This window comes from Mesorhizobium sp. WSM4898 (genome assembly GCF_029625845.1).
In the GTDB taxonomy this organism is placed as follows: Bacteria; Pseudomonadota; Alphaproteobacteria; order Rhizobiales; family Rhizobiaceae; genus Mesorhizobium.
Genome location: NZ_JARTVQ010000022.1, coordinates 1 through 11,436, shown reverse-complemented (window position 1 = coordinate 11,436; position 11,436 = coordinate 1). Strand labels below are relative to the sequence as shown.

General features: G+C 60.7%; 8 protein-coding genes and 6 pseudogenes. 7 read left to right on the top strand and 7 right to left on the bottom strand.

The features are described 5' to 3' along the window. Positions 1-302: 302 nt before the first annotated feature. Positions 303-578: a hypothetical protein gene (locus tag P9228_RS30755; protein ID WP_063169403.1), complete on the bottom strand. Its 276-nt coding sequence runs from the start codon at positions 576-578 to the stop codon at positions 303-305. A gap of 697 nt (positions 579-1,275) precedes the next feature. Here P9228_RS30755 and P9228_RS30750 point away from each other — a divergent pair. Continuing rightward, the gene (locus P9228_RS30750; protein ID WP_063169404.1) at positions 1,276-1,692 is read left to right on the top strand and encodes a hypothetical protein; all 417 of its coding nucleotides are present in this window, start codon (positions 1,276-1,278) and stop codon (positions 1,690-1,692) included. Between the two features lie 238 nt (positions 1,693-1,930). Here the strand turns inward: P9228_RS30750 and P9228_RS31010 are convergent, their stop codons facing one another. The 3 genes and pseudogenes from P9228_RS31010 to P9228_RS30730 all read right to left on the bottom strand — a co-directional run. Beyond that, positions 1,931-2,422 carry a cytochrome c gene (locus tag P9228_RS31010; RefSeq protein ID WP_244514239.1) on the bottom strand — a complete coding sequence of 164 codons (492 nt, stop codon included), beginning with the start codon at positions 2,420-2,422 and terminating at the stop codon, positions 1,931-1,933. A gap of 41 nt (positions 2,423-2,463) precedes the next feature. After that, entirely contained in the window at positions 2,464-2,685 is a 222-nt protein-coding gene (locus P9228_RS30735) for a hypothetical protein (RefSeq protein WP_245462946.1), read from the bottom strand. Positions 2,686-2,706: 21 nt separating this feature from the next. After that, positions 2,707-2,986 (bottom strand): annotated as a pseudogene (locus P9228_RS30730) (DUF411 domain-containing protein); the annotation flags it as partial. Positions 2,987-3,787: 801 nt separating this feature from the next. On the opposite strand from P9228_RS30730, the pseudogene P9228_RS30725 reads away from it, so the two are divergent. The 4 genes and pseudogenes from P9228_RS30725 to P9228_RS30710 form a co-directional block, all read left to right on the top strand. Next, positions 3,788-3,992 (top strand): annotated as a pseudogene (locus tag P9228_RS30725) (isopenicillin N synthase family oxygenase); the annotation flags it as partial. An 8-nt stretch (positions 3,993-4,000) separates the two neighbouring features. Beyond that, a pseudogene (locus P9228_RS30720) lies at positions 4,001-4,270 on the top strand (pyridoxal-phosphate dependent enzyme); the annotation flags it as partial. Positions 4,271-4,548: 278 nt separating this feature from the next. Then, a pseudogene (locus P9228_RS30715) lies at positions 4,549-4,712 on the top strand (thioredoxin domain-containing protein); the annotation flags it as partial. Positions 4,713-4,753: 41 nt separating this feature from the next. Continuing rightward, the gene (locus P9228_RS30710; protein WP_063169408.1) at positions 4,754-6,208 is read left to right on the top strand and encodes a glutamate synthase subunit beta; all 1,455 of its coding nucleotides are present in this window, start codon (positions 4,754-4,756) and stop codon (positions 6,206-6,208) included. A gap of 69 nt (positions 6,209-6,277) precedes the next feature. On the opposite strand, the pseudogene P9228_RS30705 reads toward P9228_RS30710, so the two are convergent. From P9228_RS30705 to P9228_RS30695, 3 genes and pseudogenes are all read right to left on the bottom strand, one after another. Next, a pseudogene (locus tag P9228_RS30705) lies at positions 6,278-6,472 on the bottom strand (DUF459 domain-containing protein); the annotation flags it as partial. A 1,181-nt stretch (positions 6,473-7,653) separates the two neighbouring features. After that, complete coding sequence (locus P9228_RS31005; protein ID WP_236473435.1) at positions 7,654-7,962, bottom strand: helix-turn-helix domain-containing protein; 309 nt, start codon at positions 7,960-7,962, stop codon at positions 7,654-7,656. Between the two features lie 157 nt (positions 7,963-8,119). After that, entirely contained in the window at positions 8,120-8,566 is a 447-nt protein-coding gene (locus P9228_RS30695; protein WP_236383562.1) for an extracellular solute-binding protein, read from the bottom strand. Between the two features lie 1,057 nt (positions 8,567-9,623). On the opposite strand from P9228_RS30695, the pseudogene P9228_RS30690 reads away from it, so the two are divergent. Further along, a pseudogene (locus tag P9228_RS30690) lies at positions 9,624-9,845 on the top strand (insulinase family protein); the annotation flags it as partial. Between the two features lie 57 nt (positions 9,846-9,902). Next, positions 9,903-10,961: a class I SAM-dependent methyltransferase gene (locus P9228_RS30685; RefSeq protein ID WP_024504268.1), complete on the top strand. Its 1,059-nt coding sequence runs from the start codon at positions 9,903-9,905 to the stop codon at positions 10,959-10,961. Positions 10,962-11,436: the final 475 nt, after the last annotated feature.

Below are 11,436 nucleotides of genomic sequence, written 5' to 3'. Positions count from 1 at the left end.
TCGACGCACTCCGGACAAGTAACCTCATGGGCGCGGCATGCAGGATTAACCGAGCCCAGCCGGTCATGAGTGCGGCCTTGCCGGGTCGGGCGATAGGCAGTCATGCCCTGCCCTTCCTGCGGGTCAAGCACTCCGAAAAAACATTTCCCCCATAAATGCTAGATCTTCCGTTGCCTTTTCGCGTCACAGGCCGTCAAACGCCCGGCCGTTCACAACAGTGATCCGGCAAGTGTTTGGCTGCGCGAGACGATGCTGCAGGGAGTCGTCCTGCATGGCACTTCGCTATGATGCTGCGGTGCCGTCTAACGGCGCCTCGTGCTTGAACGCACTGAACGGCCACCGCGATCAAAATCGATGGTTCGAGGACCGTTGATCATCACCCCGCCAGCCTCGATCTTGTTTGCCGCCACGAGAGCGACACAGAGACTGCTGGTGAAGATGCCCGCCTGCCCGCTATGTTCCGGATGGTTGACCATCCCGGATGGACCCATCGAGGGTGTCAAGGCGAGCATGAGCACAGGCGCGAACAGTTCACGGGCAGGCGCGACGGTGGCCGCAAAGCAACGTCGCGCCAGCATGCGATCTCAGCAGGATCGGCACCATCCTGTCAGGGAGCAATGCGAGTGGCTGGCTTAGCCGCTGCGACGCTGCCCGGCATCGCGTTCAATTGATCTGGCGCCTTAAATGCAGGAAGGCTTCGCGGCCGGTACGAGGCGCATCCCTCCTCCGAAGCAGCACGCCCAAGTATCATCACAAGCCCCGAGCGCCCGCGTTCGGCGATGTCCAATTTCCGACAATGTCGGAATACAGTCAGATCTGCTGGATTGACTTTAAATGGTTTTCTCATTTGGCACAGCGCATGCTGGTTATCCGGAAACACGTGACCGACCAACAAGAAGTCGCATGACACAACCGAAGCCATCCATGTCTGACGGGCTGCCCAGGATACCTACTGCGACCGCGCTTGCCCGGTGACGACCGCTCCGGCTCCGCCCGTTACCGACGAGGCAAAGTGACGGATTTCCTGCGTTTCAACGACATGGAGGTGGTTGTCATTCCCGCTGGGGGACAGACTCGGCCTGTTCAAGGCATTGCGCGAAGGCGGCAAGATGACGGCCACCCGTGCGCGAACTCAAGGAGCGCAGCCTGTATCGTGTATCAGGCAAATAGGCCGTCGGTCAGTGACCTTGACACAGGGGACATGCGCAAGGTCCTGAAGTTTGATGCAGCGATAGAAGGGTGCCAATGACAACAATAGCTTACAGGAACGGAACCATGGCTGGCGACGGCCGAGCCTTGGGTTTTGACTCAGTATCCGTCGGTGAGAAAACGAAGGTGTTTCGCTTATGCGACGGCACACTCATCGGCGTTTCCTCTTCGTCCTTGGGTATTCCAAAGGCCGTTCGAGACTGGGTTGAGAAGGGCATGGATGTTTCTGATATTCCTGTGCCGCGCAACGACGACAATTTTGAATTTGAGGCGCTGATAGTGCGCAAAAATGGGGAAGCCGTATTGTTGGACGGCAATTGGCTGCCAAGTGATCCCGTGAAAGGTGAATATTATGCCATCGGGAGCGGCAAGCAGTATGCTTTGGCCGCGCTGGTTTTGGGCAAGTCAGCTAAGGAAAGCGTCGAAGTTGCCGCGAAACTCGACGTTTGGACTGGTGGCACAGTCACTGCCATAACTCACTAAACCCGCCTTTCGGCGGGAGTGTGACAGTGCGAGCGTGGAAGTAGGGCGCCACCCCGGGGCACGTCGAGCCCTGTCATGTGAGCTGGTCCATAAGCGCGCGAAAGCGTCCAGTTGTGGCCAAAAGCACGATTTGCGACAGAACCGGCCCGCTTCTATGAGTATGGGCCGCTTTTTGCGGCCAGCGTGCTTGCCATCCTGCCGCCAGTGGCCGTCGCCTTCTTCTTCCAAGGTTACCTCGTCATGAAGTAGAGCACCACGATCTTGTCGGAGAGATCGGAAGGCGGACGGCCCTTCCGTCCGCGTCGGCCAGTTCGAAAGGCGGCGCGGCCTGCTCGTCGATCGCCTGGAAGAACCTCTCCGCGCTGTCCCTCATCTTGTCGAGATCGGCGCCCGGATGGTGGGCCAGCGCGGAGGTCCCGAGGATCAGCGCCAGAAATTGAATCGCAAGCGACGGTTTCGCTTTCATGGACAATGCATTCCGGTTGGGGGCGTTCGAGGGCTCCGCGGCTAGGATTGGTCTCACTGTGTCTGCTCCCGCTCCCGGCGGCTCATCTGCCTGATAGGCGCGTTCCCGCTCGGGCCATGTGCTTTTGATGAAGGCCAGAACGGCCCGGATCTCCTCGTCGGTGAGGACATTCCCGAAGCCCGGCATGTCGCTCTGGTAGCCGCCGCCGACGACCGCGGCCGGTCCCGGCGCCGGCATGCGTCCCGAAGGCAGCGGGCTTTCCAATCGCGCTGACCTTCGCCTGGCTAAAACCGTCTTGCCTAGCGCTATCGCCGCGGCCGGGGCGCGGCCATCCGGTTGGCGAGCCAAGGCAATGTCCAGACCAATCCGAGGCCTGCCGCGGCCACGCATCGATAAGAGGACCGACGCCCTTCTCCTTTGCCGCCGCTGGAGAACAGGTATTTGATCAGCGCGGCCGTCCCGAGGACGAGCACGACGACGACAAGCAGCCACACCAGGCCCGTGCCGAACATCATCATGCCGCTCATGCATTCCATCATCGAAGCCTCCTATTCCGTGGCGTAGATGCCGCCGGTCGCGTCAGACTTTCGGATTTCGAGAATCTCGAAGGGCGCTTCCTTCGTGCCACTCATGCCGGGGGAGCCCATCGGCATGCCGGGCAGCGTCATGCCCTTTGATGTCGGGCCGCTCGGTCAAGAGCTTGTTGACCGTGCCGACCGGCACATGGCCGCTCACCACATAGCCGTCGATGAACGAGAGAAGGCAGCCATCGGCTTCCGGCGGAATGCCCTCTTCGCGGCTCATGGCGAAAAGGTCGTGAGTCGGCCTTGACGGTGATTCCTGGAAGGCCGATTCCAAGGCGAGCTGGCTTGAAGGCCGCGGTCCGGATGGTCGACTAGGCAGCTTGGTTCCACGATCGCAATGCTTGATCGCTTCATTGCAGGCCATGGGCTCTCGCCCCCTCCTTTTGCCACACGAGGCGCCAGCTCACGTGTTGTTGTTGGCGTGCGCCCCGGCAACCGCTTTCACCAGCCGCTCCAGCGATCCCGCGCGCTCCAGCTCCGCAAAGAATGATGCGGCGTGACGCTACCCAGCCGGTGCTTCTCGGCCTTCCAATTAAACTGTCTCGACGAAAGAGCCGTCTCCGTTGCTCCGGTCTCGGTGTTGAGTTCTCTAAGGCTGCGCCACACCTTGGTCCCCACGCCGGCAAATGATCTCACTATGCAGCCCGTGCTCGCACGCTCTCAAACTAATTACCGCTGCTGCAACACGCCGCCTGGCGGCCTGCACCGAAAAGCCGACAGGGGTGCATCTGAATAGCCGTGAACCCAGGTCTCAAAGACCATCCGGCGCGACGAGCGGACGCACCGCACGTGTGACACCCGCCTTGTGGGGCAGGGTTGCCTTTCTCAATCCCGGCGTTGGTCGGCGTCCCAATGAGCAGCAAGCTATTATCGGCCGCCGAATCTTAGTGGCTTCGTCGAGAGCCTCAATCAACCAAGCGGCGAAAGCCCCGCTAGAGTCTCCGCCCGCCTGTCGCTATGAAGCAGTTGCAGCCAGCGCTGCTTCAGGCGCATGAACTCGCCCGATGCAATGATTTCCGTCGCCCTGGGTCTTTCGAAGGGCACTGTTTCTATTCCCTTCTTCTTCGGCGCGCGGCTTGATGCCGACATACGGTTTCTTGACCTGCCGCCTGAACTGGCTGCCGAAGCGGGTGCCCCGCCAGCGACCCCGACAATCCCCTGTTCCGCAACTGCTGAAGAGCCGACTGCGCTCGCATCCCGATATTGCGCAACGGCACTATGCCGACATTCTGGAGACCGCAGCCGCATGAGCCTCGAGATGTTCCGCCGACCGTCGACAAAGGCGTCCTCTCGCCTGCGTCCGCCATTTGTCAGTGCTCGATCTGATTGGGGAGACGCCGGTCGTCGAACTGAAGAGATTCGATACCGGCAGGTGTCGTCGCTTCGTCAAGATCGAAAGCCAGAATCCCGGCGGATCGATCAAGGATCGCATTGCGTTGTCGATGATCGTTAATGCCGAACAGCGTGGCACGCGCGGGGCGGTACAATCATCGAAGCGACCGCTGGCAACACAGGGCTCGGCCTGGCCATCTGGCGGCACGAAGCGCGTGATCGCGTGTCCAAAAGCTGACAGCGTCAGACAAATGTCAGGTTCATTACAACCAACATCTGGGCACTGACGAGGTTTTTCGAAGCAATGGGCGCTAACTGCGCGCTGAGCGCGTTGGCATGGCTTTTGAGACTGAGTGACTGTGACTGCACTCAATGGGGCAAGACGAGCGATGCGCTCCTCCCTGAACCCGTGTGCCGTCTCTGAGAGGAAACCAGCTCGTGCAGAAACCTTTGGAAATAGCTTTGGACCGCAACGTGGTATTGCAGATGGAGTCCCCGGCTCCTTCGATTAGAGTCGAGAACTGGCTGCATGGCGAGCCCCTCACGAGCTTTGAGCCCGGCAAGTGTACATAGTCGAATTTTGGGCAACTTGGTGCGGCCCATGTGTGGACGGGATGCCCCATCTGATCCAGCTGCAGGGCGTCGCCAGGCGCACCATCTGGACAGCAGGAACTGGACTATGGGCAAGGTAACAGGCTTTCTCGAAATCGACCGGCAGGTGCACAAGTACCAGCCGGCCTCCGACCGCATCCGGCATTTCCGCGAATTCACGCTGCCGATGTCCGACAAAGAGGTCGAGAAACAGGCCGCGCGCTGCATGGATTGCGGCATTCCGTTCTGCCATGGGCCGACGGGCTGCCCGATCCACAACCAGATCCCGGACTGGAACGACCTCGTCTACAATGGCGACTGGGACAATGCGATCCGCAACCTGCATTCGACCAACAATTTCCCGGAGTTCACCGGCCGCATCTGCCCCGCACCTTGCGAGGAAGCCTGCACGCTGAACCTCGAGGACATCCCCGTCGCCATCAAGACGGTCGAGCAGGCGATCGCCGACAAGGCTTACGAGACCGGCCATATCAGGCCCTATCCGCCGGAGAAGAAGACCGGCAAGCGCGTCGCCGTCATCGGCTCCGGCCCGGCCGGCATGTCGGCTGCCCAGCAGCTCGGCCGCGCCGGCCACGACGTCCATGTCTATGAGCGCGAGAGCCGGCCCGGCGGGTTGATGCGTTACGGCATTCCCGACTTCAAGATCGAGAAGCACTATATCGACCGGCGCATCGAGCAGATGCAGGGCGAGGGCGTCACCTTCCATTGCGGCGTCAATGTCGGCGTCGACAAGCCGGTTGCCGAGCTGCTCGCCGAACATGACGCCGTGCTTTATTGCGGCGGTTCCGAAACGCCGCGCGCGGCCGGCATTCCCGGCGACGATCTCGGCGGCGTGCATGACGCGATGCCCTATCTGGTGCAGCAGAACAGGCGTGTCGGCGGCGAACCGATCCAGTCGGTGGCGTGGCCGTCGCATCCGATCCTCGCCGGCGGCCAGCATGTCGTCGTCGTCGGCGGCGGCGACACTGCCTCCGACTGCGTCGGCACCGCCTTCCGCCAGGGCGCGGTGCGCGTCACCCAGCTCGACATCCGGCCGCAGCCGCCGGAAAAGGAAGACAAGCTGTCGGTCTGGCCATACTGGGCGACCAAGATGCGCACGTCATCCTCGCAGGCCGAAGGCGCCGAGCGCGAATTCCAGGTGGCGACGCTTGAATTCATCGGCGAAAACGGCCAGCTGACCGGGGTCAAATGCTGCGAAGTCGACGAAAAGCGCAAGCCGATCGCCGGCACCGAATTCGTCATCCGCGCCGATCTCGCGTTCATCGCCATCGGCTTTGCCGGGCCAGCCGCTCGCGGGCCGGTGTCGGAACTGGCCGGCCAGATGAAGATCGCCATTGACAGCCGCCGCTCGAAGAATGTCGAGGCCAATGACCGGGACTACAGGACCAGCGTCGAAAAGCTCTATGCGGCGGGCGACGTGCGGCGCGGCCAGTCGCTGGTCGTCTGGGCGATCCGCGAGGGCCGCCAGGCGGCGCGCGCCATCGATGAGGCGCTGATGGGATCGAGCGTGCTGCCGCGCTGAGTCCGTCTCGAGACCCTACTTGTGCGGCCACCTGAAGGCGCTTTCCGCCCTTCCGCTGCCCCGGGCAGCTTACGGACTGATCGCCGTGGTCGTTTCGGTTGTGGCCCCGGCCGCAGGCTGCCGCCTTGGCGGCCAAGAAAAATCGTCGGCGCGGCCGGGCGCAGCAGCGGGCGCCTTGCCCTCGACGACGAATTTTTCACCGGGCCCGTCCGGCTTGGCCGGCGCTGCGGCACCGAGAAGTTCCGAACCGCCGTCGAGTGCCGGTGATTGCGAGTCGGCGTCGGTAGCCGGGTCGGCGGCCTCAGTCTTTTCCTTCGAGGGTGGACTACGTTACTGGCCAGTACCGGCAACGCATCGAAGGAACTTTACAATCATAAAGGTACGTCACTGGTCTCGCGGCTCACCTATGACGATCTAGACGCGCATTCGAGTCCACAATCCGACTGGCATTTTCGTAAAGGCCTCCTCGGTGCGGGCGGCATCAGGGAGGATTTTCTCATGACGAGGACTTCTTACGGAAATGGGGGGCTACTCAAACACATTCAGTGATCAGCGCGGGGGCGGCGTCAGCTATTTCACCGCCGATCTTGGATATAATTTCTTGAACTCACCGCGCTACCGCATCGGTGCTTTTGTTGGCAACAATTTCTGGCACGAGAGCTACGATGCTTTCGGTTGCACGCAGCAGGCGACCAACTGGGGAACCTGTGTGCCAACCGTCCCACCTACGTCAACCTCTCAGCCAGGACAACGATTGGCATTCGCTGCGACTCGGCTTGGCCGGGCAGACGCAACTCACCGAGCGACTCAGCCTTTCTGGTGACGTGGCGTTCCTCTTCACGCGGCTCGACGGCAAAGAGCAGCACCACATGCGCCCAAGATCAAGCTAATTCCCGAAGACGGCGATGGGCATGGCGTCCAGCTCGAGGCGGTGTTGCGGCCGTGGCGAATAACGGCACCGCTCATTTCGAAGAGGCAATGGGCGGTCGTGGTTCCCCGCAGGCCGACGATTGGAAGGCAAAGCGCTACGGCGTTTTCGTGCAGGCTAGCATCAAGTTCAACTGAGAGAGCAAGAACCGAGGAGAGCGGCGATGCCACTCCAGCTCATTACGATCATTGGATCAACAGAAGGAAGTTTTCCGAAGAGTTTTGCAAGCGTGCGCAAAGTCGCCAGACAAAGTTCTCTCGGTCCATAGTGTACGTGCCGTCACGCCCGTTCTCGACATGGTTGAATGATACGTCCCGCGCGATCGATCAAAGTCGTTTTTCATTGGTTTTCCGGAAATCGCGGGGAGCACAGCGTGCTGTGACCCTCGCCTGCTGGTTTTCTGTCAACGCGCAGATGAGGGAGAATGAGCGTACAGCAAAAATCATCAGTGCTGTCGCTTTCGCCAAAGCCCGCCGCAGCTAAACGGGGTCCCACGCCCGGTAGCGCCCCCTGCCGGTCACCTCACGGATGCCGAGTTCGGCACCAGCCCGAGCGCAGCGCGCTGGCTAATTTTCAGCTCGGCCGCGACCAGACCTGCCGACACCAGCGGCCGCGCCAGCACCAGCTCGATCAGCGCCGGCAGGCTCGAGTTTTTGCGCCGGTTCCTGAGCCGGCGCTCCATCTGGCTTTTGGCCAGCGCCTGGATGATTGCAAGGCTGAAACAGTCGATGGAACGCCCCTCCAGCGAAGCCGAACCGGACGAGGCGCGCGCGCCAGGTCCTTCGGCTGCCATCGGCACGCTGGGTTTAAGTGCTTGGGGTGACACGGCGTGATCTCCGCCGTTGGCGGGAACAGGGCAGTGCAATAGTACTGCCCTGTTCCTTTTGATCAGAGGCCAGTGCGGATTTCTTCGGCAAGCGCCCTCAACGTCGTCTCGACGTCATCGCCGTTTACCATCTTCTGCATCGCCACGGCCCATGCGTTCATGGCTTCGCCGAAGCCGACACGCGGTGTGAAAGCCAGCGCGGCTTGGTCCTGTATCTTTTTGAAGCTGTCAACGAAGTTGTTGAACTCGGGCTGCGAAGCGTACTTAGTCCAGGTGTCGTCTGCCAGGTCGACGTGCGCGGCGGATTGACGAGCTGGCCAGCAAGGGCACCCTTGAGCGCCACCTGCTTGGAGGTGGCCCACGGGATGAACAGCCAGGCCGTGCCCTTCTTTTCGGAAGCCGCGTTCATGGCGAGAGCCCAGATCCAGATGTCAGACTCCAAGCTCGTGGCGCTCGGTGCGTGCAGCGGCGGAGCGAAGGCGATCTTGCCGGATGCCGGCTTCCCCGCAACATCGTTCCAGAAGCCGAACATATTTGAGTCGATCGTCATCGCGCTGCGGCCGGACGCGAAGGAAGGAGCCGCGCACTTCTTGATCATGTCCACGTAATGTAGTCGTATCCAGCATCGGTAAGCTTCCAATCGCTCAGGTATTTGTCCAGCGGCTCCAGGGCGCCACTCGGAGCGAGGTCCTACGCGGGCTGAATGCCAGTGCCGAACACATCCCATGCTGGCGACTTCGTCGTCAGTTGGATCGTCATCTTGTTCCAGTAAGAATCGTCTGGGTAGAGTTCCGGCGTGACCTTGATGCCGGGTCAGCTTCTCGAACTCCGGAAATTGCGCAGCGAGAGCATCCGCATAGGGGTGGATGTCGTAGGCCCAAGTTATGCTGGTCCCTTCGAATTGACGCCAGTTCACGGTGTCGGCAGCGGCCGAATTAGTGAGCGATGCCGAGACGGCAAAAAACGCCAAGTCAAAAGCAAGCTGTTTGCGAAGCGACGCGCACCTGTAACGAGTACGGGGAATGAGCGACCCATGTAATCCTCCCTGGGGCATTTTGCCAATTTTTGGGTCCACTCCTCCATCCCGAGTTCGCTCATAGCCACAATAAGCGGTTTCCAACGAGCTCGCTCTGAATGCACCAGGCCAACTGGGTAAAAACGGGTAACCGGCACTAAAAGGCGTTGTAGTATCGCCACCAGAAATACTGCTCCGTGGTGCTGGCCTTTGCCTGGGGGCGCAACACGGCAACTACCCGCTCAAAACGGTTGGTCCTCTACCTCTTATTCACCGTCGCTTTCCTCGCGGCCTAACCCGGCCGGAATATCCGTTGCCAGAAAAAGGCCTCGCGGCCGGTTCGAGGCTCATCCCTCCTCCGAAGCAGCACGCTCAAGTATCGTCACAAGCCCCGAGCGCTTCGCGTTCGGCGATGTCCAAATTCCGACAATGTCGGATACAGTCAGATCTACTGGATTGCGTTTGAATGGTTTTCTCATTTGGCACAGTACATGCGGGTCATCCGCAAAACACGTGACCGACCAACAAGAGTTCGCATGATCACCTTACCACAACATACAGCCGCCGCGGAACAATCACTTGGCCCCTGATCGCCCACCCCGGCACCACAACCGGAGTCATCGATGTTCTGACAGGCTGCCCAAGGATACCTGCTGCAACAGGGCTTGCCCTGGTGACGACCACTCCGGCTCCGCCGGTTACCGACGAGGGCAAAGTGACGGATTTCCTGCTTTTCAACGGCATGGAGGTGGCTGTCATTCCCGACCACCGCGCCGGTCGTCACCCATATGGTCTGGTGCAGGATCGGCAGCGCGGAATGAGCCGCCGGGGATATCTGCATGTCTTCGAGCATCTGATGCTCAAGGCGCCTCATGACGAGCACGGCTCCGTCGCCTGGAGAGATTGAACCCAAAGGGAGATTCAGATGTCTGAAGCGAATCAGGAAAAGTTGGACGCATTCTTGGGGAAAATGGTCGGCGATCTCGGTGCGATCGCAACGGGCGCGGGAGTCCTGCTGGGGGACAGACTCGGCCTGTTCAAGGCATTGCGCGAAGGCGGCAAGATGACGGCCGCCGAACTTTCGACACGCACCGGCACCCAGGAACGCCTCGTAAGGGAATGGCTTTCCGGGCAGGCGGCGGCGGGTTACGTCGACTACGATGAAGCGAGCGACAAATTCTATCTCAACGCCGAGCAAGAGCTGGTGTTCGCTGATGAAGACAGCCCGGCCTTCATGGCAGGCGCATTCGAGTTCCTGTCCGCGCTGTGGCTCGATGAAGAAAAGGTGAGGCAGGCATTCCAGTCCGGCAAGGGCGTCGGGTGGCACGATCATAGCGCGTGTCTGTTTCGCGGTACGGAACGGTTCTTCCGTCCAGGCTACAATGCCAATCTGATCGACTCCTGGCTGCCGGCCTTGGAGGGCGTCGTCGAGAAGCTCGAACGCGGCGTGGACGTCGCGGATGTTGGATGCGGTCATGGTGCATCGACCGTGCTCATGGCACAGGCCTTCCCCAATTCGCGCTTCGTCGGCTTCGACTATCATGCCCCTTCGATTGAGCGCGCCCGCAAGGCGGCCGAGGTAGCCGGCGTCGGCGTTAACACGCGGTTCGACGTGGCGGCCGCCAAGAGCTATCCCGGAACCTATGACCTCGTCACATTCTTCGATTGCCTTCACGACATGGGCGACCCGACGGGCGCCGCCACCCATGTCCACGGATCGCTCAAGCCGGACGGCACGTGGATGATCGTCGAGCCGTTCGCGCATGATCATCTGGCGGCGAACCTCAATCCCGTCGGCCGCGTTTACTATGCCGCTTCCACTTTCGTGTGCACGCCCGCATCCGTGTCGCAGGAAGTCGGGCTCGCGCTTGGAGCCCAGGCCGGTGAGGCGAGGCTGCGCAAGGTTGTGACCGGCGGCGGCTTCAAGCGATTGCGTCGCGCCGCGGAGACACCGTTCAACATGGTGCTGGAGGCCCGCCCTTAGCGTGGCCGTCGCCAGAAATTGCAGCTCATCGCATTTGATGAAGATCACCGCCAAAAATCCGGACGCATCGGGCACATTTTCAAGGCGTCTGGGTTCACGCAGAGGTCGCTGCCGAGTTGTGTGCCAAGAGTCCCATACGTTGCGGCTCAGAAAGGACCCCACGCACGGCGACGAACATGCCCATAGCGATGGCCGCTATAATCACATATGTCCACCATGGCGCGTTCACAAAGCTGGTAAGCCACGTCGCACCGAACGCGCTTACGACAAAAACGAGAGCCTCGATAAAAAGACTGAGCCTGTACACATTCAGTCGTCTCATCCTCATACCACCCATCCAAAGACTGAGCTTGTTGCGCTACTGCGACAGAGCCTAACATATTGGAGAGTGCTCACTAGTCGACCGTGAACAATCCGAGCCCTAAGCGGCGACCGGCTTCGGCCGGATTTGAAGCAGGGCAATCAAGAGCGACAA

Coding starts and splice junctions, on each gene's coding strand:
- P9228_RS30750 (WP_063169404.1), top strand. CDS start 1,276: ATGGCTGGCGACGGCCGAGCCTTGGGTTTTGACTCAGTATCCGTCGGT.
- P9228_RS30710 (WP_063169408.1), top strand. CDS start 4,754: ATGGGCAAGGTAACAGGCTTTCTCGAAATCGACCGGCAGGTGCACAAG.
- P9228_RS30735 (WP_245462946.1), bottom strand. CDS start 2,685: ATGAGCGGCATGATGATGTTCGGCACGGGCCTGGTGTGGCTGCTTGTC.
- P9228_RS30685 (WP_024504268.1), top strand. CDS start 9,903: ATGTCTGAAGCGAATCAGGAAAAGTTGGACGCATTCTTGGGGAAAATG.
- P9228_RS30755 (WP_063169403.1), bottom strand. CDS start 578: ATGCTGGCGCGACGTTGCTTTGCGGCCACCGTCGCGCCTGCCCGTGAA.